At 61.4% G+C, this 22,553-nt stretch carries 19 protein-coding genes and 1 pseudogene; 18 read left to right on the top strand and 2 right to left on the bottom strand.

Features of this window, described 5'->3' with window-relative positions:
• The first annotated feature begins 1 nt into the window (after position 1).
• The 5 genes and pseudogenes from JOE60_RS11775 (at position 2) to JOE60_RS11755 (ending at position 5,213) form a co-directional block, all read left to right on the top strand.
• On the top strand, positions 2-859 hold the full coding sequence (locus JOE60_RS11775) for an ABC transporter permease (protein WP_167263120.1): 858 nt from the start codon (positions 2-4) through the stop codon (positions 857-859).
• A 132-nt stretch (positions 860-991) separates the two neighbouring features.
• A pseudogene (locus JOE60_RS11770) lies at positions 992-1,591 on the top strand (ABC transporter ATP-binding protein); the annotation flags it as partial.
• A gap of 71 nt (positions 1,592-1,662) precedes the next feature.
• Complete coding sequence (locus JOE60_RS11765; protein ID WP_167263116.1) at positions 1,663-3,765, top strand: DUF6541 family protein; 2,103 nt, start codon at positions 1,663-1,665, stop codon at positions 3,763-3,765.
• A gap of 2 nt (positions 3,766-3,767) precedes the next feature.
• Positions 3,768-4,253 carry a GtrA family protein gene (locus JOE60_RS11760; protein ID WP_167263114.1) on the top strand — a complete coding sequence of 162 codons (486 nt, stop codon included), beginning with the start codon at positions 3,768-3,770 and terminating at the stop codon, positions 4,251-4,253.
• A gap of 3 nt (positions 4,254-4,256) precedes the next feature.
• Positions 4,257-5,213 carry a glycosyltransferase family 2 protein gene (locus JOE60_RS11755; protein WP_167263112.1) on the top strand — a complete coding sequence of 319 codons (957 nt, stop codon included), beginning with the start codon at positions 4,257-4,259 and terminating at the stop codon, positions 5,211-5,213.
• A gap of 79 nt (positions 5,214-5,292) precedes the next feature.
• Here the strand turns inward: JOE60_RS11755 and JOE60_RS11750 are convergent, their stop codons facing one another.
• Positions 5,293-8,505, bottom strand: coding sequence for a chitobiase/beta-hexosaminidase C-terminal domain-containing protein (locus JOE60_RS11750; RefSeq protein ID WP_338112507.1), 3,213 nt, complete (start codon positions 8,503-8,505; stop codon positions 5,293-5,295).
• 443 nt (positions 8,506-8,948) lie between these two features.
• Between JOE60_RS11750 and JOE60_RS11745 the strand changes: the two genes are divergently transcribed.
• The 3 genes from JOE60_RS11745 (at position 8,949) to JOE60_RS11735 (ending at position 11,793) form a co-directional block, all read left to right on the top strand.
• Positions 8,949-9,572 carry a hypothetical protein gene (locus JOE60_RS11745; RefSeq protein WP_167263110.1) on the top strand — a complete coding sequence of 208 codons (624 nt, stop codon included), beginning with the start codon at positions 8,949-8,951 and terminating at the stop codon, positions 9,570-9,572.
• A gap of 276 nt (positions 9,573-9,848) precedes the next feature.
• Complete coding sequence (locus JOE60_RS11740; protein ID WP_167263108.1) at positions 9,849-10,286, top strand: hypothetical protein; 438 nt, start codon at positions 9,849-9,851, stop codon at positions 10,284-10,286.
• A gap of 160 nt (positions 10,287-10,446) precedes the next feature.
• A complete protein-coding gene (locus JOE60_RS11735; protein WP_167263106.1) occupies positions 10,447-11,793 on the top strand; it encodes a hypothetical protein in 1,347 nt (448 codons plus the stop codon).
• Positions 11,794-11,863: 70 nt separating this feature from the next.
• Here JOE60_RS11735 and JOE60_RS11730 read toward each other — a convergent pair whose 3' ends face one another.
• Positions 11,864-14,548 carry a GH25 family lysozyme gene (locus JOE60_RS11730; protein WP_167263104.1) on the bottom strand — a complete coding sequence of 895 codons (2,685 nt, stop codon included), beginning with the start codon at positions 14,546-14,548 and terminating at the stop codon, positions 11,864-11,866.
• A 283-nt stretch (positions 14,549-14,831) separates the two neighbouring features.
• Here JOE60_RS11730 and JOE60_RS11725 point away from each other — a divergent pair, with 283 nt between their 5' ends.
• The 10 genes from JOE60_RS11725 (at position 14,832) to ftsX (ending at position 22,539) form a co-directional block, all read left to right on the top strand.
• A complete protein-coding gene (locus JOE60_RS11725) occupies positions 14,832-16,055 on the top strand; it encodes a TadA family conjugal transfer-associated ATPase (RefSeq protein WP_167263102.1) in 1,224 nt (407 codons plus the stop codon).
• Complete coding sequence (locus JOE60_RS11720; RefSeq protein WP_167263100.1) at positions 16,055-16,906, top strand: type II secretion system F family protein; 852 nt, start codon at positions 16,055-16,057, stop codon at positions 16,904-16,906. Before JOE60_RS11725 ends, JOE60_RS11720 begins: the two co-directional genes overlap by 1 nt.
• Positions 16,903-17,844 carry a type II secretion system F family protein gene (locus JOE60_RS11715; RefSeq protein WP_167263098.1) on the top strand — a complete coding sequence of 314 codons (942 nt, stop codon included), beginning with the start codon at positions 16,903-16,905 and terminating at the stop codon, positions 17,842-17,844. The genes JOE60_RS11720 and JOE60_RS11715 overlap by 4 nt, the downstream gene beginning before the upstream one ends.
• Positions 17,845-17,878: 34 nt before the next feature.
• Positions 17,879-18,121 (top strand): hypothetical protein, encoded by a 243-nt coding sequence (locus JOE60_RS11710; RefSeq protein WP_167263096.1) that lies wholly within the window; start codon positions 17,879-17,881, stop codon positions 18,119-18,121.
• Positions 18,122-18,183: 62 nt separating this feature from the next.
• Positions 18,184-18,531 (top strand): TadE/TadG family type IV pilus assembly protein, encoded by a 348-nt coding sequence (locus tag JOE60_RS11705; RefSeq protein ID WP_167263094.1) that lies wholly within the window; start codon positions 18,184-18,186, stop codon positions 18,529-18,531.
• 82 nt (positions 18,532-18,613) lie between these two features.
• A complete protein-coding gene (locus JOE60_RS11700) occupies positions 18,614-19,006 on the top strand; it encodes a hypothetical protein (RefSeq protein ID WP_167263092.1) in 393 nt (130 codons plus the stop codon).
• Complete coding sequence (locus JOE60_RS11695; protein WP_314323462.1) at positions 19,003-19,455, top strand: pilus assembly protein TadG-related protein; 453 nt, start codon at positions 19,003-19,005, stop codon at positions 19,453-19,455. The genes JOE60_RS11700 and JOE60_RS11695 overlap by 4 nt, the downstream gene beginning before the upstream one ends.
• Positions 19,456-19,554: 99 nt before the next feature.
• Entirely contained in the window at positions 19,555-20,673 is a 1,119-nt protein-coding gene (gene prfB, locus JOE60_RS11690; RefSeq protein ID WP_167263090.1) for a peptide chain release factor 2, read from the top strand.
• 190 nt (positions 20,674-20,863) lie between these two features.
• Positions 20,864-21,628, top strand: a complete 765-nt coding sequence (ftsE, locus tag JOE60_RS11685; RefSeq protein ID WP_167263088.1) for a cell division ATP-binding protein FtsE — start codon at positions 20,864-20,866, stop codon at positions 21,626-21,628.
• The gene (gene ftsX / locus JOE60_RS11680) at positions 21,625-22,539 is read left to right on the top strand and encodes a permease-like cell division protein FtsX (protein WP_167263086.1); all 915 of its coding nucleotides are present in this window, start codon (positions 21,625-21,627) and stop codon (positions 22,537-22,539) included. The genes ftsE and ftsX overlap by 4 nt, the downstream gene beginning before the upstream one ends.
• Positions 22,540-22,553: the final 14 nt, after the last annotated feature.

Raw genomic sequence — 22,553 nt, 5'->3', positions numbered from 1 at the left:
GATGTCGAACTCCACTGATACATATGCCGTTCCCGGAGTAGGCGCCGGGCTTCTTGACGTCTACCGTCGCCGGTATCTGCTCAAGCTGATCGTGCGCAAGGAACTCCGGGTCCGGTACCGTGGCTCGGTGCTGGGTTTGGCGTGGTCCTACGTCAAGCCGTTGGTTCAGTACGTGGTGCTGTTCTTCGCCTTGGGCATCGTGTTGCGCGTGGGGGACCAGATCCCCAACTACGCGCTGTACATGTTCTCCGGCGTTATTGTCATCAACTTCTTCTCCGAGGCGTTCTCGAATGCCACACGGTCGATCGTTTCGAACGCGGCGTTGGTGAAGAAGATCTACCTGCCGCGGGAGCTCTTCCCCGTCGCCTCGGTGTGGGTTGCGGCAGTACATTTTCTGCCGCAACTGATCGTGTTGCTGGCAGCAGCGCTGCTCAACGGTTGGCACCCTGACATTTCGCAGCTTTTTGGTGCGTTGCTCGGGTTCGTCATTGTTGCGGTCACGGCCACGGGATTGGGACTGCTTGCCGGTGCCATCAATGTGTTCTTCCGGGACGCGGAGAACATCGTGGACATGCTCATGATGATTGTTACGTGGACTTCCCCGGTCCTCTACGACTGGACCATGATCCGGCGCCTGGCCGCACCCTGGGTATTGACCATTTATCAACTCAATCCCATCACGGTGGCTGTGGAACTGTTCCACTGGGCCTTCTGGTACCCCACCGTCAACCAGCCTGTCGAGTTGCCACCACACCTGTTGATGACCGGCTTCATTGGTCTGGGCATGGCTGCATTGTTCCTAGTTATCGGCCAGATCGTCTTCCGACGCCTTGAAGGCCACTTTGCGCAGGAGGTTTAGTTGGGCGCCGCAGTAATCGTCAAGGGGCTGAAAAAGACCTTCAACCTCCGCCATTCGCATTCCATGAAGGAAACACTGGTGTGGCTCGTGAAGGGCCGCAAGGGTGAGCTGACCAAGAAGTTTGATGCCCTGCGTGATGTGAGCTTCGAAATCCAGCCGGGCGAGACCGTGGCCCTGCTGGGCTTCAACGGTTCCGGCAAGTCCACGCTGTTGAAGCTGATCTCCGGCGTGATCCTGCCGGATCAGGGGACGGTCCGCACCAAGGGTCGTGTGGCCGGCCTGATCGAAGTTGGCGCAGGCTTTCACCCGGATCTTTCCGGCCGTGAAAATGTGTACCTGAACGCTGCCATCCTGGGAATGTCGGAGCAGGAGATCGAGGAGAAGTTCGACGACATCGTGGCTTTCTCGGAGATCGAGCAGTTCATCGATACCGAAGTGAAGTTCTACTCATCGGGTATGTTCCTTCGCCTGGCGTTCGCTGTTGCCGTCCACACCCAGCCGGACATCTTCCTGGTGGATGAGATCCTGGCGGTGGGCGACGAACCCTTCCAGCGCAAGTGTCTGGCCAAGATCAAGCAGCTCTCCGACGAGGGGCGAACCTTGGTGGTGGTCAGCCATGACCTCGACATGATCGCACGTATCTGTGACCGCGGCGTCGTACTGTCCTCGGGAACAGTGCAGTTCGAGGGACCTGCTGACGAGGCTGTGGCCTGGCTTCGGGACCGCAACTAACCGGCATCAATTGCAAGAGTCGTCTGTCAACGGATGGCTAGTAGAAGCATCTAAGAAAGGCGATCGTAGGAATGGGTATCGGCCCCCTGCTGTTGTGTGTACTCCTGATCGTTGTGTTGTGGTGGGGTCCAGGCTGGCTCCTGGGCGAAGCCCTGGGCGTGCGTCGTATTCTGCTGCCCGTGGTTGCCCCCTTGCTGGGAATGGGCGTCCTGACAGTTATCGGTGTCATGGGCAACGCCTTGGGCTTGAGCTGGCAGTTGCTGCCAGTGGTGCTGGTTCTGCTGCTGCTGTCGGCAGTTCTCTTCGTAGCGCGCCTTGCCCTCCAGCGGCGATTCCCGGATAAGTTCGATAATCCTCCCGCAAAAAGCATCTTCGGGAAGCACCACTTCAAGGGCACGTGGGTGGTCATCCTCGCGGGTCTGGTTGCCGGCGGTGCCGTCGCTGCGGTGTCGTGGACTGTTGGTACCGAGGGTCTCCTGGGAATCAACCAGGACTGGGACATCCCCTGGCACGCCAACATGATCCGGTTGATCTCGGTCAACCACGAGTGGGATCCCAGCATCGCGGGCAACTTTGCCTACTACGACACCAATATTGCCGAAGCGCCGATCCGCAGCTACCCGATCGCCTTCCACGCCGTGCTCTCGCTTTTCTGGCCGATGAGCGGCGTCAGCATCCCCGTTTTCCTGAACGTCTTTGTCCTGGTGATGATGGGTGTCCAGTTGCCCCTGAGCACCATGGCGCTGACCATGGTGGTGACCCGCCGCCCTCTTGCAGTGGCAGCCGCGGGTGCCGTGTCAGGCTGGTTCACCGTGTACCCATACGACCTGCTGTGGCGTGGTCCGCTGATCCCTTTCTTTGCTGGAATGTTGCTGGTGGGGCCCTTTGTCTACCTTGCTGTCAAGGGTGCTGTGGACCGTCGGAAGTTCTGGATTCCGGGGATAGCCTTCGGCGCAGTCGGCCTGATCGCCGTCCACCCCTCCCTGGCCTTCGTGGTCTTGCCGGTCCTGGTTTTTTGGATGCTCTCCGCGCTGGTTCGCCGCAAGGGAAGAATCTTGGGAATCACCGTCTACCTGGCGGTCTCGGGTGTGCTGGCCGTGATTCTCGGGCTGCCCATCATTACCCAGATGCTGAAGGAATCCGAGCGCGTTTCCAAGCAGGTCTGGGCAGCCGACACGGACCGCAACGGTGCCATCCAGAACATCATTTTCCTGAATCACGGCTCCATGGCCATGCCGATCCTCACCGCTATGGTGGCCTTGGGCTGCCTTGCCCTGGTCTTCAGGATCCGCATGTGGTGGTATTTCGGACCGGTCCTGGCGTTCGCGTTCCTGTCCGTTTACACCATGGGTACGGACAACCCCCGCTTTATGTCACTGACGGCGCCTTTCTACGATGACCAGTGGCGGATTTTCGGCATTCTGGTGATGCTCCTCATACCGCTGGCGGGCCTGGGTGTCGCCCAGGTCGCAGAGGCAGTTGCCTGGCTCGTTGGCAGGGTCCGCGCTTCCCGCTCCACCAACCGGGAGGTGGGCTCATCACGCCGGGGCAGCACGGTATTGACGGCTGCTGTGGCGGCCGCAGTGCTCCTGGTCAGCGGTATTGCGGCCATTCCGTACTTCAAGCAAAACGCGGAGCGGATCAACATCAACACCAAGGTGGACGGTGCAACTCTCAGCAAATCCGAGGTGGATCTGCTCAGCACCATGGACCGCTATGTCCCTCAAGACGCCACCGTCCTGAACGATTCCTGCGATGGTTCCGTGTGGATGTACGCGCTCGGGAACCGTATGCCCATGATTCGCCACTTCGAAATCCTTCCCACCAACCGGCAGTTGCTGGTCCTTCAGAAGCTGGGTGACCTGGCCTCCGACGACGCCGCACGTGCCGCTGCTTCCGAGCTCGGCATCGAATGGGTGTACATCGCCGATGGGCGGATCCGTGCGTGGGATGAGCCAAAGCCGGGCCTGACACAGCCGGATTCCATCCCGTACCTTAAGCTCGTGGTGCGTGAGGGCAACGCGGCCCTGTACCAGATCGACTGGAGCCAGCTCCCTGGCGGCAAGCAAGCGTTCGACGCCGCGTCCAAGGACCGTCTTCAGCTGGACGGTGTCTCCGGCATCCTTGAGAACACCAAGCCTGATGGCATTGCCCCGCTAGGAAGGATCTGCTGATCATGAAGGCTTTCATCGGAAAGTTCATGGCCTCGAGCCTGTTCAAGTTCCTTGTGGTGGGCGGCCTGAGCTTCCTGGTTGACCTTGGCCTGCTTGCTCTGTGTTTCCAGGTCTTCGGCTGGCCCCTGTGGCTCGCAACCGGAGCCGGTTTCTGGGGCAGCTTCTTCTTCAACTACTTCCTGCAGCGTCATTTCGCCTTCAACGGTGGTGGCACTGCTCTGGGCGGCGTTCTCAGGTACTCGGTCCTTCTGGCATTCAACACCGTGGCCGTCATGGGCATAGTGGAGCTCTTCCAGTTCCTTGGGGCCGGATATGTAGTGGGTAAAGTAGTTGCGACCATTGTCACCATGGGGTGGAACTACTTCATCTACAAGCACTGGATCTTCCCGCAGCAAAAGCAAGTGAAGAACGCCACTGAACCTGTAAATGGCGAGCCTGACTCCGGCTTGCCGGCCCAAAAACTCACACCTAACAGCAGCGAAGGATAATCGATGTATCGAGGCGTTCGAATTGCCGCGGTAGTACCGGCCTATAAAGAAGAAAACCACATTGCACGGGTCATCGAAACGATGCCCGACTTTGTCGATGACATTGTCATCGTTGATGACTGCAGCCCGGACGACACCTCTGGCGCTGCCCGCCGGGCCGACGACGGCCGGGTCACCTTGATCCGCCACGAGGTCAACCAGGGTGTTGGTGGCGCTGTCCTGACGGCCCACAAGGCCGCGATGGAACTGGGCGCAGACATCAACGTCGTCATGGCCGGCGACGCACAGATGGATCCCGATTACCTTCCACAGCTGCTGGATCCTGTAGTTGACGGCTATGGTTTCGCCAAGGCCAACAGGTTCTTCTCCGGCGAATCGTTCGCCGGCATGCCCGGCTACCGCATCTTCGGCAACATTGTGTTGTCCTTCATGACCAAGCTGGCTTCGGGCTACTGGCACATCTTCGATCCCCAGAATGGCTACACCGCCATCCGGACCGAGGTGCTCCGTCGTTTGCCCATGAACAAGGTCGCTGCCCGTTACAGCTTCGAGAACGACCTTCTCATCCACCTGAACATCCTGGATGTTCCGATTGTGGACGTTCCCATTCCGGCCGTGTACGGCAATGAGGTGTCCAGCATCAAGCTCCGGAAGGTCATCCCGGAACTCCTGGCAATGCTCTTCGGTGGTTTCTGGCGCCGGGTGTGGTGGAAGTACATGGTGTGGTCCTTCTCCGCCGTGGCCCTCCTGCTCATTGCCGGGATCGCGCTGATCGTCATGGGCCTTGTGGCCGGGATCTGGGTCCTGGCAGCCAGTGTGGGTTCGCCCACGGCGGGGTCGGTGATGCTTGCTGTGGTGCCGTTTGTGCTGGGCGTGCAGATGCTGCTGGTTTCGCTGCAACTGGATATTCAGGCCAGTCCCAACAGGCCCTCCATGCACCCCATGAAGGAACGCACCTAAAGGGCAGGACTCGAGAACACAAAGGGAGAGCCCGGACGCATCAAGCGTCCGGGCTCTCCCTTTTGTGCACCCCGTTCAGCTAGGGGAGGGAGGTAAACCCTCCCCAGCCCCATCCCACCTGGCTGCGGGACAGCCAACCGGAGTTTCCGTTGCCCGGGTAGAGGAAGAGGTTGCCACCCGAGTCCCGGGCGAGGACATCGTTCTTGCCGTCGCCGTTGAAGTCACCCGGGCCCAGGATGGCGGTCATTCCGCTCCAACCACTTCCCACCTGGACCCTGCTGAGCCACCCGCCGGTTCCGTTGCCGGGGTACAGCCAGAGGATGCCTGAGGTGTCGCGGGCAAGAACATCGGATTTCCCGTCACCATTGAAGTCGCCGGTGCTGAGGATCGCATTCATGGCATTCCACCCGGCGCCCACCTGCACGCTTGATGCCAAGCCGCCGCTGCCGTTGCCACGGTAGAGCCACAAGGTGCCCGCGGAGTCCCGTGCCAGGATGTCGGCTTTTCCGTCGCCGTTGAAGTCGCCCGGAGCGAGGATGAGCGTCATGCCCTGCCACGCCGTTCCTGCCTGGACCCTTGTCTGCAATCCACCGGTGCCGTTGCCCGGATAGAGCCAGAGGACCCCGCTGGTGTCGCGAGCCAGGATGTCGCTGCGTCCGTCACCGTTAAAGTCCTTGGTGGGGATGATCGCATTGAGCGAGTTCCATCCGGTCCCCAGGGACCGCTGGGTCAGCCATCCACCCGTTCCATTGCCCGGGTACAGCCACAAGGTGCCGCTGTTGTCCCGTGCCACCACATCGTTCTTGGCGTCGCCTGTGTAGTCCTTCCAGGTGTTGGCCGGCGGTGCAGTCACGGTGTAGTTCTGCGTCACGATTGCGGAACTGTTGTTGGAGGTGTCAACGGCGAAATACTTCAGCGTCATGGCTGCCGTCAGGATGATCGGCGCCGTGTACTTGTTCCCGGCCGTAGCCGTGGGATTTGCGCCGTTGGTGGTGAAGTAGATACTGGATCCCGCCTCGTTGGACGCCAGCGTGATCTGTTGATTCGCGGGGTAGCTGCCACCAGGCGGGGTGGCAGTGACCACCGGGGATGTGGTGTCCAGCACCGTGTAGGCGCGGGTCACCACGGTTGAGGCGTTGCCGAAGGCATCCACAGCCACTGCCTTGACGGTGGTGTTCGCTGTCAGGGCAAACGCGGCGGTGTAGGCCTTGGTGGTGCCTGTAGCCGAGGTTGCCGGCGTGGTGCCGTCAGTGGTGTAGAAGATGCTCCCGGCCTCACTTGATGACATGGTGACTTGCTGCCCGGAGGCATAGCCGCCGGCCGCGGGGGACACCGTGAGGGTGGGGGCCACATTGTCCAGGACGTAGCTTTGGCTGGTCACGGACGAGGTGTTTCCTGCTGTGTCCCGGGCGAAGTACTTCAGTGTCATGGACGTCAACGGGATCGGCCCGGCGTAAACGGGGCTGGCCGTTGTGGGAGTTGACCCGTCGGTTGTGACGAACACCGTGGCAGCTTCATTGACCGAAAGGGCAATGGTCTTGTTGGGTCCGTAGGTTCCGCCGACGGGATCAGCCGTCACCACCGGCGCGGTGGTGTCGGGGGCGAATACCGTCACATTCCGCGTGGCCGTAGCTGTGTTTCCTGCGTTGTCCCTGGCCTCCACGGTGAAGGTGGCAGGACCGCTGGGAAGGTCCGTGTACACCTTGGGAGAGGTGCATTCAGTAAAGGCGTTGGAGCCAAGCTTGCACCTGAAACCGGCGATGTCCGGTGACGACGAGGCGAAAGTGAAGGAAGGCGAGATGCCTACCGTTGCGCCCTCCGCCGGGTCACTGATGGCAACCTGCGGAGCCGTCAGATCAGCCGTGACAGTCACCGTGGCAACGGGGCTGATATTGCCTGCCATGTCCGTGGCCCTCACTCCGAGGACGTGCTGGCCCGCCGTTGTGAGGTTGTAAACGTAACTGTTGCTGCAGGCCGTGAACACGGTGGTGGAATCGACCGAGCAGCCCAGTGTGGTGTCGGGATCGGACGTTACCCCCAGTACCGGCTTCCCGTTGACTGTTGAACCGGCAAGCGGTGCGGTGATCACGGGTGCGGCAGGTGCCGTCAGATCAACGGTGAAGGAGCGCGATACCGGCAGACCCGATGGTGCTGCCCGGACCGAGAACGTGTATGCGCCGTTGGCCAGGGCAGCGGCCGGCGTGTAGGTACCGCCCGTGCAAACCTGCCACACCGGCGTAGCGGTGCTCAGTTGCAGGCTGCACTCGAGTGCTCCGCCTGCGGGGGTGGAAGCGACAGCGAAGGTGGGGGTGGAATCATTGGTGAAGGCCGGGTTTGCCGCCTGAGTTCCGTTGGCCGCCGTCGGACCACTGATGATGGAGGGGACCACGCCGCCCAACGTCAGCAACCTGCCGCGTTCACTGGGCTTGGCCGGATCCAGCTGGCCCGGATCTTCCATGACCAGGACCTTGCCGTTCCGCATGGACAGCCCACCGATTTTGCTGAAGCCAAGGGCCCACTGATTGTCCACTGTGTCCGTGCTCAGGTCAATGCGGGAGATGGTGTCCTTGCCGGCGTCGGCCGTGGTGGTTCCGCCTCCGGTACCGGTGTAGAGAACCAGGGGTGACTGCCAGTCGTAGTAAAGCGCTGTCGGCTTCCCGACGTTGTACAGCGGGGCCGGAACGAAATTGGTCAGCACGCCGTCGTCGGGAGCGGTGAAGACCGTCAGGCCAGACGTCTCAGCCACGTAGACCACCACGTTGCCGGAGCTGTTCCGGTGCGTGGCGGCCAGGCCCAGTGACTTCGAATTCACCGAGGCGATCGATTCGATGCTGGGGTGCAGCGCTGTGGGGTCCACGATCTTGATGATGGAGCGCGCATTCGCGAAGGACAGGTAGATGTTCCCGTCCGGGCCGTCGCTGACTGCGTTGGGCCGAAGATCGCTGTCGAAAATTGTCAAAGAACCGTTGTAATCGAAGGTCGACTTTCCCGGGTTCCAGCGTGCGCGCACAACATCGGAACTTCCGACGGCGGCATCCGGGATGAAGGCGATTTCGTCGCCGCTGCCGGCAGAAGCGGGTGACGGATCAATCATGGCCGGAGTGCCGGCCAGCGCGGGGCCGTCAGCGTGGCCGGGGAGTGTTCCTCCAAGGCAGGTGCCGGCCTCAATGGCTCCAGTGGTTGTTCCGCTGGTTTCGGTGACCCGGCAGAAGCCTGCCCGCGCATCCGAGACCCACAGCCGACCCTTGGGGTCCACGACGGTTCCGGAGGCTTTGGTCAAGCCGGTAGTCACAGTTTGGCGCGCTTGGTCTGCGAAGGCCGGCCCTGCGGTGAGTACACCGGTCAGAGCCGCCGTGGCCAGACTGGCCGTGGCCAGAACCGCTGTGACCTTGTGGCGTTGCCGCCCGTCACCCGCTCCACTGCGGACGGTTTTTCGGGAGTTTGGATGAAAGGTTCTTGAGCGACCGGCGAAGGCAAGACATGCCAAACCAAGCTGAAGAACACTGCGATTGCGCGTGTCCACCGAGGGATCCCCACTTCATTCGGATGCTCCCCAGCTCCGCATGCATTGGTTATTCGCCCCACGCCGTTTCCGGCTGCGTCTTAGTACATCTTCCACCAATTCCCGGATTTGTCACTAGTGGTTCCCATAAAACTGCGCTGTGGCCGGTATATGACGCGGCAACACGCTTGACCGTTCTGTGCCGGCCCCGCACGATGGTGGTGGAGGTTCGAATGCGCAAATCGTGGGCAATGGCAGTACCGCTGGTGATGCTTTTGGTCGGGTGCACGGCACCCTCTCCGCAGCCAACAACAGCCGGCCCCACCCCGCAACCAAGCGTGGGCAGCACAGCGTCGGCCAGCCAGCCGCCGTCGGACATCACGTCCCAACCGGTCACACCGAGCGGGCCGGCACTGCCCACGCAGGGCCCGGCTGCGGACCGGGAGCTGTCCGGTGCTGACGAACCCGGCCGGTACGCCTACCTTTGCACCAGCCTGGACGCATCACCGGAAGTCCAGCTGTCCAGCCTGGCCGAAGTGTGGGCCGCCACCAACTACACCCGCATGGCTTCCTGTGACGTCAGCTTCCAGGGCGACCAGCCTTTTGAACCGACTCCCGCCGAAAAGCAGGCGATTACGACGGCGGCACCTGACGCCGCGACTCCGGAACAAGGCCTCGCTGCCATGCTGGACGTGATGCGCCTCTGCACCAGGATCAGCGATGAAACCGGGCCAGGTGGTTTCAAGGAAGCGGCCCGCGAAACGTTGACTGCCGCGGCTGCCTTCTGTCCGGATGCCCCGCAGGCCAGGATCATTGCTGAATGGGCGGACGGCACCAGGACCGGAGCCGGACAGTAGGGCTCCGCCCCGGGCGGGTTCCATGACGGTCTTTCGGCGCCGGAAAAAGAAATGTAGTGACAAATTGAGGATTTAGGGCAAGATGTACTAAGACGCAGCCGGAAACGGCTTGGGGCGAATAACCAATGCATGCGGAGCTGGGGAGCATCCGAATGAAGTGGGGATCCCTCGGTGAACATGCGCAGGCGCAGTGTTCTTCAACTCGGTGTGGCATCTATTGCCTTGGCCGGCTGTTCAGGAACCAAAACAGACACGTCCCAAACCTCGGCTTTGCAAATGGCCCCTGTTGTCACCAAAGACAACAAAGTGGCTGTGGAGCGGCCAGAGCCCAAAATCCGGTATCAGTTTACTTGCACGGCTGCCGATGGCAGTCTGATCGGCAAGTTTTCCAGCCTTGACGAGGTATGGGCGTCAACGCGCTACATGTACATCGCCGACTGCCAGGTGGCCTATGTTGGCACTGGACCGCTTGTATTGACCCCCGAGGAAGCTGCTGCCGTCAACGCCGCAGTTGCAGCGGGCGCTCCTCCCGGACAGGCTGCAGAGCTGTGCCTCCGGATCGTGAGGGCCTGCACGCGCACAGATCACAGAACGCTCGCTGCTTCCTTGGCTGCCTACGGAGTTCCCGTGGTGAAAGGCGCCTTGACGCTGGCGCCATTGGCCCCGCAAGCCGCGCTTTTCACGCGCTGGCTAAAGACCGCTTCGCCCAAGTGAACCACCGTCCACTAAAAGGTCTTTTATCCACACATCTTTGCGGGTCCACATGGTGTAATGAAGATGGTCCCGCGTCTTGGTATTTCAACGTTTTCGGGAAGCTGACTTTGCTGGAGCAAAGGACGATCACCCGTTGCGCACAATCGAGGAGTGATCTCTAATGGCGTTTCGAATTGGAACGGCAAGCGCTGATATAACGCCGTCGCTAAGCACCAATCCGTATATGGCCGGATACGGTTCCACGGATGGTGGACGCGAGGCCACCAGCAGTTCACCGTTTGAACCCCTGTACGCCCGGGCCATCCTGATCTGGGAAGATGCCAGCCCCCACATCATCATCAGCCTGGATGTCCTGGCATTGCCGCGGGCCATGCACCAGAGGATCCGGGACAGGATCATTGCCCTGGCCGGTTGGTCCAGCAGCGACATCCTGATCCAGGCAACGCACACCCACAACGGGCCAGCCTTGATCGATACTTTGCACCCTTTCATGGCCTATGGACTGGCTGATCTCGGGCTGGTCCGCTCCTACAGCGCCGACTTGGAAGACACCATTGTGGATCTGGCCCAGTCCGCCCTTGATGCAGACGAGACCGCGGTGACGTTCGACTACAAGGTCTCCAGCCAGAACTTCTCAGCCAACAGGGTGGGCCTTCCCTACACGGAGACCGCAGTTCCCATCCTGGTGGCACGCCGGTCAAACGGTACCCCCGCCGCAGTGATTTTCAGCTACGGTTGCCACCCCATCAGCGCAGGCTTGCGCACGCTCTTCGACGGAGATTTCGCGGCAGGAGCGTGCAATTACATCGAGAACCGCAATGCGAATTGCTTTGCCATGTTCATCCAAGGGCCCGCTGGCGACCAGGATCCTGGTGGAGTCAGGAGCTGGGAACTCCGCGATCAGCACGGCGATGCACTGGGAGCCACGGTCAACAACAACATGCAGTCCGCTGGCCGCGCGCTCAGCGGTCCGCTGGTCACCCGCTACCAGGAAGTCCAGCTTCCGTTGGACATCACTCCGACGGCGGGAAACCTCGCCTCCGTGCGCGCGGCGTACGTTGCCCGGCTGGCGAACCCCAACGGCCAACCGCAGTGGTACCAGCGCCATGCCCAGGTGATGATCGGGCGCATCGACAGCAACTCCGTGGCCACGTCCGTTCCGTCTCCGTTCCAGGTGTGGAAGTTCAACGGCAGCCCGCAGCTCAAGATCGCCATGATCGGCGGGGAATTGGTCAGCGGTTACGCCGCTTACTTCAGGAACCGCAATGGCGGTACCAACGGAATCATTGTTGGTGGATATGCCAATGAATCCTGCTGCTACATTCCCAGCAACGAATTCTTTGCCCCATCCATGCCTTTGGGCAGTTATGAGGGCGGCTGGGAACCTGACTTCCCGGGAATTGCCGGAGGCTCCATGACGGTCTACGGACACATTGCGCATTTCAAGGCGGGAACCAATGGCGTGGAAACCACCCTCATCAATGCCATGAATACACTGTTGGCATAATCCAGGCACAAACAAAAGGGTCAGCCAACTCCCGTTGGCTGACCCTTTTGTTATTGTTCGGAAGCTGCTGCTACGGAGCCGCAGGAGCCAGGATGGTGAGCCCGTTCCAGCCTGAACCGATCCGGGTTGCCGTCCCCCAGGTCTTGTTCGCGCCGATGGGGTAGTACCTTAGCTCGCCGATGATGGTGCGGGCAATGATGCCGGTGGAGCCTGCTCCGGCGAAGTCCCGGACTGCGCTGAAGCTGGAAATGATGTTCCAGCCGGTGCCTTCCACGGTTGCGCCCGCCAGGAAGTTACCGGTCCCGTTGGAGCGGTACAACTTCAGATCACCGGTGCTGGTCTTGGCCAGCAGGTCCGGATTGGAATCCTTGTCAAAGTCCATCTGGACGATGTCCATCCCTGTCCATCCTGTGCCGATGGACACCCCATTGGAGACGGTCTTTCCCGAGGGATTGTTGAAGTAATACAACCGGCCCGTGGAGTCGTAGCCCACAATCCCTGGGTAGGCATCGGCTTTCTTCCACGTGCCCACAGTCAGCGTCCACCCCTTCCAGTTGTTGCCCAGGGAGATGGGTGTCCCAAAGCCCTTGCCGCTCTTGCCGGGGTAGACGTTCAACCGGCCATCGGACCACTGGGCAACAATGTCCAGGTTGCCGTCGCCGTTCCAGTCGGTCACATAGCCGGCTGTGAGTCCACCCCAGCCGGTTCCCACCAACTCCTGGGATGACAGGGCAGTGGCACCGGTGCCGGGGTATCTGTAAAGATTGGCATCGGGGCGGACCGCCAACAGGTCATCCGAGTCGATCCCGAGGGTGGAATCGACGTCCAGGGCGGCCCCGCTGATGAGGGCAGCGTCGTTCCATCCCAAGCCAATGAGGCTGCGGTCGCCCCAGTTACCGGAGTAAGCGGGGTAGTAGTACAGATCGCCATTGGCCGTCCGGGCATGAAGGCCCTGCGAATCTGCGCCAGCAAAGTTCGTGGAGGAACTCACCGCGGTCATTCCGGCCCAACCGGAGCCGATCACGCGTCCGGGCTCGTTGAAGAAGCTCCCGACGCCGTTGGATCGGAACAGCCGAAGGGTGCCGTCTGCCGTCCGCGAGACGATGTCCTGGTTGCCGTCGCCGTCGAAGTCGATCTGGTTCAACTGGTGGCCGCTGAAACCGGACCCGATTTGGGTGCCGTTCCCGAGTCCGCCTCCACTGCTGTTGGGGTAGCGGTACAGGTTGCCCTGCGAGTCCTGGCCAACCACGCCCGGGTAGCCGTCCCGGTAATCCCACCAGCCCACGGTCAGCGACATTTCCTGCCAGCCGGAGCCTACTTGGATCGGAGCGTAGAAGCCTCCCCCCGGGGCGCCGCGGAAGACCTTCAACGTCCCGTCATTCCATTGAGCAAGGATGTCCTGGACGCCGTCCTGGTTCCAGTCGACCACGAACAGTGACTTGGCGCCGGACCATCCTGATCCGATTCTCACTGGCCCGGTGATCCTGCCGTTTCCACCTGCAGGGAAGGCATCCAGTTGCCCGTTCGAATCCGTGGTCAGGATGTCGGCCGCTGATTTCACCGCCGGATTGGACGGGTTGGCTGCACCGCGGGCGAACGTCCTCAGATCGTCATAGCTTCCGTTGAAGATATTTGAATCACCTTCAAAGGGTCCCGTGCTGCTGTATTGCCACATGGTGTAGCCGCCCCAACTGGCGGGCAGCGAGCCCGGTGAGTTGGTGGGATTGTTCCAGTAAGAGGCGATCCACAGGGGATAACTGCCGAAGGTGCTGTTCCCCACGCACGTGTTCCACCAGTCGGTAGTTGAGTAGATCACCGGGAAGCGGCCGGTCAAGGCTTTGACGGTGTTCCCGAAGTCGGCCGCCCATTGGCCCAATTGTGCTTTGGACATGTCATAGCAGGTGTTGCCGAAGTAGAAGCCGTTGATGGTGCGACCGGCATAGGGGTTGTACTCGATATCCAGGACAGGGGGAAGTGTGTAGCCATCTGCACTCCAGCCGCCGCCATTGGCGACGAAGTACCTCGCCTGATCAGCGCCGGAGGACCAGTTGGGGATGGCAAAGTGGTAGGCGCCCCGGACCATCCCCACATTCCTTGAGCCGTTGTACTGCTGGGTGTAATTCTCGTTGAGGTAATAGTTACCCTCGGTGGCCTTGACGTACGCCCAGCGGGAGCCCTGGTTCCATTGGCTCTGCCAATTGACGTTGCCCTGGTGGGCGCTCACGTCCTGCCCTGCCACTCCGATGCCGGGCCTCCAGTGGCCGGTGTCGGCTGCCATGGGCTGAACTGCCGAATCGTCCAGGGTCCGTGCATCGCGTGCCGACGGATTTGCCGCCGGCGCTGCATCCGCCGTGACCCGGGGCGAGCGCTGACCCATTTCGGCTCCTCCGGCGGGTATGGCAGCGCGCATCTGTTCGTTCATCGTTGCGGCGCCCTGCCCGGTTCCCGGCGTCACCATCGCGTTGCGGGCAGCACTGGCGGACCCGCCCAGGGATTGGGCTGCGGGTTCCGGCAGGATCTGCTGCGGAGGCTCGACGGCGGCACCTGGCGTGGCTTGGGCGGCTCCGGATGGAGCGGGTTGAGGCGCCGGCTGAGGCGCTGGTTGGGACGCACCCGAAGGAGCCGGTTGCGGCGCGCGCTGAACTGCCTGGGCCGGAGAACCGAAACATCCCGCAGCCACCAGGGCGATGGTCAGTGCTGTACCTGCCCTCGCCAAAGATGTCCGTCGCGGCGAGTCTGAGAAATATCTTGTCATTTCCATTCCGGCCCTGCACCGCGGTTCAGCGGCGCATGGGTGGCTTGCGGACAAGCTCCGGGGCGGGCGCTTGCGCATGGGACCAAAGGCCAGCTCCTAACGGGGATATCTTAACACTCCGATACAGGGGTGACCAGAGGGTCAGGTGTTACGGACGTGACGAATGATTCGCTGTTATCCACAGGCGGTTGTCAGCGACTTGAGGGCGTCTCCGGGCTGGCCTAGCGTTGGTGACTCGAGATGCCCCTCTCATTTAGCAGAACACCTGACCATTGGGGAGCGCATGGAAGCTGTAAGAATCGTCGAAGGTGAGGTTCGTGAGCTCATCCGGCGCCGTGGCCTTGACCCGGCACAACAGCCGGCTGACGTGCGCCGCTTGGTTGATGCAGCCATCACTGACTACGACGAACGGGCGCTGCTTGGTCCGTTGCCCCCACTTGGCCAGGTGGAGACGGTCCGGCAGCAGGTCTTTGATGCGGTTGCGGGGTTCGGTCCGCTGCAGCCGCTTCTTGATGATCCCGGGATCGAGGAGATTTGGATCAACTCCCCACATGAGGTCTTCGTGGCGCGGAACGGTGAGTCGGAGCTGACCTCGCTGAGCCTGACGGGGCAGCAGGTGCGTGACCTGGTGGAAAGAATGCTCAAGAGTTCCGGCCGCAGGCTTGATCTTTCCTCGCCCTTTGTGGACGCTTCCTTGCCGGATGGGTCCCGGCTGCACGTGGCAATCCCTGACATCACCCGGCAGCACTGGGCAGTCAACATCCGGAAGTTCATAGCCAAGGCAAGCCGGCTTGAGCACTTGGTGGAGCTGGGCAGCCTCACTCCACAGGCCGCCAGGTTCCTGGGTGCAGCTGTAGCCAGTGGACTGAACATCCTGGTCTCGGGTGCCACCCAGGCCGGCAAGACCACCATGCTTAACTGCCTCGCCGCCAACATCGGGTCGCGCGAACGGGTCATCACGGTGGAAGAGATCTTTGAGTTGCAGCTTCCGCTCCGGGACGTGGTGGGACTCCAATGCCGCCAGGCCAATCTTGAGGGTGGAGGGGAGATACCCCTGCGGCGGCTGGTCAAGGAAGCGCTGAGGATGCGCCCCGACCGGTTGGTTGTGGGCGAGGTCCGTGAAGCAGAAAGCCTGGACATGTTGATCGCCCTCAACTCGGGGCTTCCCGGTATGTGTACAGTGCACGCCAATTCCGCCCATGATGCTGTGACCAAGATCTGTACTTTGCCGCTGCTGGCAGGGGCCAATATTTCGAGTACCTTCGTTGTTCCCACGGTGGCCTCCTGCATTGATTTGGTGGTGCACTGCAGCCGCCATTCTTCGGGTCGACGGCAAGTGACTGAGATTCTCTCGCTGGGACGACGCGTGGAGAACGGCATCATCGAGTCGTCGGTCGTCTTTGGCACGGTGTCCGGTCAATTGCAGCCGAGGGCACACTCGATGCCGGCCGTGGAGAAGTTCGCCAAGGCGGGCTTTGACGTGGCAGCGCTCCTGGAGTGGGACTGATGGCGCCGCTGCTCGGGATGCTCGGCGGCCTGGGTCTCTTCCTTGTCTGGTGGGCCGCATGGGAGGAACCTGCCGCAACAAAACCAAAGGGGCCAGGCCGCCTGCAGTTGTTGCTCGCCTCGGCCGGCATAGAAAAAGTGTCAGCGGGAGGACTGTTGGCGACATGTGCCGGGTCTGGCCTTTGCTCATTTCTTGTTTTCCTTGTGCTGACAGCCTCCTTGCCGGTAGCGGTTTGCTTCGCCGTTTTCGGTGCCTGGTTACCCCTTGCAGTTGTCCGCCGGCGTGCGCGGAAGCGGCTTGCTGCCATGCGGGTCCTTTGGCCCGATGTTGTGGACCACCTGCGGTCTGCGATCCGCGCCGGTCTCGCCTTGCCCGAGGCACTGATTCAGCTCGGCCACAATGGACCCGAGGAACTCAGGGATTTGTTTCACGACTTTGGTGCGGACTATCGGGCTGGTGGCCACTTCGAACCGGCACTGAACCGACTCAAGGAACGGCTGGCCGATCCTGTGGCAGACCGCATCGTGGAGGCGTTGCGGATGACCCGCGAAGTCGGTGGTTCCGACCTCGGCCGCATGTTGGGGACGCTTTCTGAGTTCCTCAGGGACAGTGCCCGCACCCGGAGCGAGCTGGAAGCCAGGCAGTCATGGACCATCAATGCCGCCCGGCTTGCCGTTGCTGCCCCTTGGATCGTCCTTGTGGTCATGGCCGGGCGTCCCGAAGCGATGACGGCGTACAGCTCCGCTACCGGGGCGTTCATCCTGCTCGGCGGCCTGTTGGTCTCGGTTGTCTGCTACTCGGTGATGCTCCGGATCGGTGCACTGCCCGACGACGAACGGATGCTTCGATGACGTCCACCACAGCGCTGTCTGTTCTCTGCGGACTCCTGCTGGGAATCGGCTTGTGGCTGACCGGGGTGCGGCTTCCATTTTTCCGTGCCACCAGCCTGGCGGAGAGAATCGAGCCCCAGCTTAGATCCCGCAGCCTCGAATCCCGGCTTTTGCGCGCTCCAACCCATCAGCTGACACCGTTCGGTCCGCTGGAACGCATTCTTCGTCCGGTGCTCCGTGACGCAGTGACCTACCTGTCACGCTTCAGCACCGGATCGGCGGCCTTACGGAAAAGGCTCGCGCGGGCAGGTACACGGAAATCCACGCTGGACTTCAGGGCTGAGCAACTCCTGTGGGCCGGCGCTGGCCTGGTGTTCGCGCTCCTCTTGGTGGGCATCAGCGCGGTCGCCGGGCACTTCACCCCGACTTTGCTCTTGCCGGCAATTCTTGGAAGTGCCCTGAGCGGATACCTCTTGCGGGACTATGCCTTGGGACAGCAGATCAAGCGCCGGGAAGCCCGCATGCTTTCTGAATTTCCCAGCTTGGCCGAGCTCATGGCCTTGGCGGTCGCGGCCGGGGAAAGTGCAGTGGCGGCCATGGACCGTGTGACCCGGACGTCCGGGGGCGAGCTCGCCGGCGAGTTTGCAATCGTCCTTGCCGATACTCGTTCGGGACAGTCCCTGACGGAATCATTGAAGGCCTTTTCCACCAGGGCGGAATTGCCGGCACTTATCAGATTCTTCGACGGCTTGGTGGTCGCAGTGGAACGCGGAACACCTTTGGCGGAAGTTCTTAGGGCGCAGGCGGCCGATGTCCGGGACGCCGCCAAACGCGAACTGATGGAAAGGGCCGGGCGCAAGGAAATAGCCATGATGGTGCCTCTTGTGTTCGGCGTCCTGCCACTCACAGTCGTCTTCGCAGCCTTTCCGGCGCTGGCGGCACTCCAATTAAACCTCTGAATCACCAGAACATCACCAACCAGTAAGGAACACCATGAAAAGCATGACCGTCTGGAGCACATCGACCCACGCTGCGCTCCTTCGCTGCACCTCGTGGCTGCTGACCGTAGCCGGAAGCGTTTCGCCGGTGGACGCAGACCACCGCGAGAGGGGCGATGTTCCGGGGTGGGTCATGATCACACTGATGTCCGCGGTCCTGGTGGCCGGGTTGCTGGCCATCGCAGCGCCTGCATTGGAGGACCTGTTCAACCAGGCGATCGACAAGGTGGCCAAATAGCCGCCACCCGGGCCGACCTGCGAGTGGCCGGAGATGACCACCCTGGCGATCGCGGATCAGCCATGGTGGAGTTCGTCCTGGTGGGAACCTTGCTGACACTCTTGTTGTTGTCGATACTGCAGTTGACCTTGATCCTGCACGTGCGGAACACCCTGGTGGACGCTGCGGCTTCGGGTGCCAGATACGGTTCCCTGGCCGACAGGACTCCTGAAGACGCCCGCGCACGCACCGTCGAGCTGATTCACGATGCGCTGAGTGACGACTTTGCGCAGGACGTGGCCACGGGCGAGGCGACGCTGGCGGGCCTGCGGACAATGGAAGTTACGGTCAGGGCGCCGCTGCCCGTGGTGGGACTGCTGGGCCCTGGCGGTCTGTTGGAGGTGAGGGGACATGCGGTTCTTCCGGACTGACGAACGGACAAGGCAGGGATACGTTATCCATGGGCCCACTGGCACGATGGCGCGCTGCCGGGGTTCAGAATCTGGCAACGCCATGGTGGAGTTCATCTTCCTTGCGTTGCTGTTGATGGTCCCGTTGATCTACTTCATTGTGACCATTGGCCAATTGCAGGGAGCATCGTTCGCGGTGGCCGGGGCAGCTGACCAGGCAGCCAAGGTCTTTGTGGACAGCGGTGACCCTGTGGCTGGGCGAGTGGCCGCGGAACAGTCGGTGGCCATTGCCCTGGCGGATTTCGGCTACTCCACGGAGCGGGCGGGCATGGAGGTTTCATGCAACCGGACAAATTGTTCAGCAGCTGGCACCAGCGTCACAATTGCCGTCCGGTTGGATGTCTCCTTGCCCATGGTGCCGTTTGGCGACAAATTGCAGTTGACCGCCGGAAGAGTCACTGCCACGGCTACCCAACTCGTCGGGCGTTTCCGGTGAACGCGAACCGGAGGAGGTCCGATCCCCGCGAGGAAGGCCAACTGACCGTGCTCATCATCGGATTCGTGGCGTTATCCCTCCTTGTAGTGGCAGCAGTAACGGCAGTCTCATCGGTCTATTTGGAACACAAGAAGCTGTTGTCCTTGGCAGATGGTGCTGCACTGGCGGCTGCAGACTCCTTTGTAGCGGGGGATCTCGGTAGGGGAACCGCCCCGGCTGCCGCCTTGGAGGATCGGCGTGTACTTGCAGCGGTCACGGCTTACCTGGAACAAGGGGATGCTCAAGGACACGACCACTTGAGCGTGGCACCTGGAACAGGGAGCGGCCCGGGAGGTACGGCAGTTGTGGTTCTCACCGCAGTAGCCCATCCGCCGTTGACAGGCTTCTTCCTGCCCGAAGGCATCGTGGTGGAGGCACAATCGACGGCCAGGGCCCGCTTGATCCAATAGGGGAATGGCAACCGGCTCCCGTAACGGATACTCCAAATCCCCCCCGGACGGCATCGCATCACCGGGAGTGTGTGACAGATAGCGTAGGCTTGGACAACCATGGCTGACATTGATTTTCCCGCAGAAATCCGCGCTCTTCGCGGCACTTACAGCTCCATCGAGAACGTAACCGATGTTGATGCACTCAAAGCAGAGATCGCGGAGTTGAGCGAGCAGGCAGGCGCCCCGGACCTCTGGGACGATCCCGCCTCGGCGCAGGTGGTGACTTCGCGTTTGTCCCATCGGCAAGCCGAAGTGGAGCGCCTGTCCAGGCTGGCTTCCAGGATTGATGATCTGGAAGTACTGGTGGAGCTCGGCCAGGACGAAGGGGACGAGGCCTCCATGGCGGAGGCTGCCAAGGAACTCGCATCCATCCGCAAAGCGCTCGCAGACCTCGAAGTGGTTACCCTGCTGTCAGGGGAGTACGACGAACGCGAAGCGGTTGTCACCATCAGGGCAGGAGCCGGTGGCGTCGATGCTGCGGACTTCGCAGAGATGCTGATGCGGATGTACCTGCGATGGGCTGAACGTCATGGATATCCCACCACGGTCATGGACACGTCGTATGCCGAAGAGGCCGGCCTGAAGTCTGCGACGTTCGAGGTCAAGGCGCCCTACGCCTTCGGGACACTCAGCGTTGAGGCCGGCACCCACCGTCTGGTCCGCATCAGCCCCTTTGACAACCAGGGCCGTCGTCAGACGTCCTTCGCAGCCGTGGAAGTCATTCCCCTCATCGAGCAGACTGACTCCATTGAGATACCGGACAACGAGATCCGCGTGGATGTTTTCCGGTCTTCCGGCCCCGGCGGCCAGTCCGTGAACACCACCGACTCTGCCGTCCGCCTGACGCACATCCCTACGGGCATTGTGGTCTCCATGCAGAACGAAAAATCGCAGCTGCAAAACCGTGCTGCCGCTATGCGTGTGCTTCAGTCGCGCCTGCTCCTGGTCAAGAAGGAGCAGCAGGACGCGGAGAAGAAGGCGCTTGCCGGCGATGTGAAGGCCTCGTGGGGCGACCAGATGCGTTCCTACGTGCTGAATCCGTACCAGATGGTCAAGGACCTGCGGACAGAACATGAAGTGGGCAACACTTCCGCCGTGCTGGATGGTGACATTGATGACTTCATTGATGCCGGTATCCGGTGGCGAACCGGCAACCGGAACGCCGCCGCTAACTAGTCTCCGTACCTCACGCATGGCGGGGCGGGCCGGCTCACGGTTCGCGCGACACGCCCCCGGAACGCCCCGGTAATTCGTCTTTCCGTGCGTATAGTCGAGGAGCCGGTGCTCTCACTTCCCCCAATCGAAAGCCCGTGCTCCGGCTGTTGGACTGGGCCACATTGTCATGTCCGGCGGGGTACTAAGGGCCATGATCAGATTCGAGAATGTCACCAAGGTCTACGAGCAGAATGCCAGGCCGGCGCTCGACGCTGTGAGCCTTGAGATCAACCGTGGTGAGTTCACCTTCCTGGTTGGTGCTTCGGGCTCCGGCAAATCCACATTTCTCCGGTTGATCCTCAAAGAGGACAAAGCCTCCTCCGGGTCCGTCTATGTGGCGGGCCAGAACGTGGCCAACATTTCCAGCTGGCGCGTGCCCAAGTTGCGCCGGGGGATCGGCGTGGTCTTCCAGGACTTCCGGCTTCTTCCGCAGAAGAACGTCTTCGCCAACGTCGCATTTGCCATGCAGGTGATCGGCAAGAGCCGGTCCATCATCCGCGAAACGGTCCCCGAGGTCCTCAAGACCGTGGGCCTTGAAGGCAAAGAGCGCCGCATGCCCCACGAACTGTCCGGCGGCGAGCAGCAGCGTGTGGCAATCGCCCGTGCGGTGGTCAACCGTCCCGGAATCCTGCTGGCCGATGAGCCCACCGGCAACCTGGATCCCATCACCTCGATGGGGATCATGGGGGTGTTGGACAAGATCAACCAGAACGGCACCACCGTAGTGATGGCGACGCACGATGACGACATCGTCAATGAAATGCGGCGACGTGTTGTTGAACTCAAGAACGGGAAGATCATCCGCGACGAAGCCAAGGCACTGTACACGTCCATGATTCCGGTGGTTGGCGAATCGCGGCGCTTGAAAGATGCCAGTGGCGAGGAACTCAACCGCGCGCAGGGGGCACAGCTGTGAGGCTTTTGTTCATCCTCGGCGAGATCGGAAGCGGTCTCCGCCGGAATCTCTCCATGGTGATTTCCGTGGTTTTGGTGACTTTCGTATCCCTTACCTTCGTGGGTGCTGCCGGGATGCTGCAGATGCAGATCAACCAGATGAAGGGCTACTGGTACGACAAAGTCCAGGTAGCCGTCTTCCTCTGCAACGACGGCTCGACGGCGGTGGGTTGCGCTTCCGGTCCTGCCACCCAGGAACAGCGTGAAAACCTTCAGGCGATGCTCGAGTCCCCGGCCGTAAAGCAGTACATCAACGACTTCCAGTTTGAATCACAGGCTGAGGCCTATACCCACTTCAAAGAACAGTTCTCCAACTCTCCGATCGTTGATTCGGTGTCGGAGGACCAGCTGCCGGCGTCCTTCCGCATCAACATGAAGAACCCGGAGAAATACCAGATCATCAGCGAGACCTTCTCGTCCCAGCCCGGCGTGGAGACGGTCAGCGACCAGCGCCAGGTCCTGGAGCGGATTTTCTCCTGGATGAATGGTGCGTCGGTGGCTGCAGTGGGTGTCGCAGCGGTGATGATTTTTTGCGCGGTCCTGCTGATCACTACCACCATCAGATTGTCAGCCTTCAGCCGACGGCGGGAAACGGGCATCATGCGCTTGGTGGGGGCCTCCAAGGCTGTGATCCAGTTGCCCTTCATTCTCGAGGGTGTGATTGCGGCGGTGGTGGGGGCTGTGCTGGCCTCCGTGACGCTGTGGCTCATGGCCCACTTCTGGCTCAACGGTGATCTTTCCCGCCAATTCCTCAATACTCCGTTCATCTCATCAACCCAGGTCCTGGTGATCGCGCCGGTACTCATTGCCTTGGGCGCCGGGCTGGCTGGGATATCATCCCTGTTGACCCTCCGGCGATACCTGAAGGTCTAGCGATGAGCACTCCG

The organism is Paenarthrobacter ilicis, assembly GCF_016907545.1.
Lineage (GTDB): Bacteria > Actinomycetota > Actinomycetes > Actinomycetales > Micrococcaceae > Arthrobacter > Arthrobacter ilicis.
Note: the sequence above shows the minus strand (reverse complement) of the source record. Positions and strands in the feature narration are given on the sequence as shown.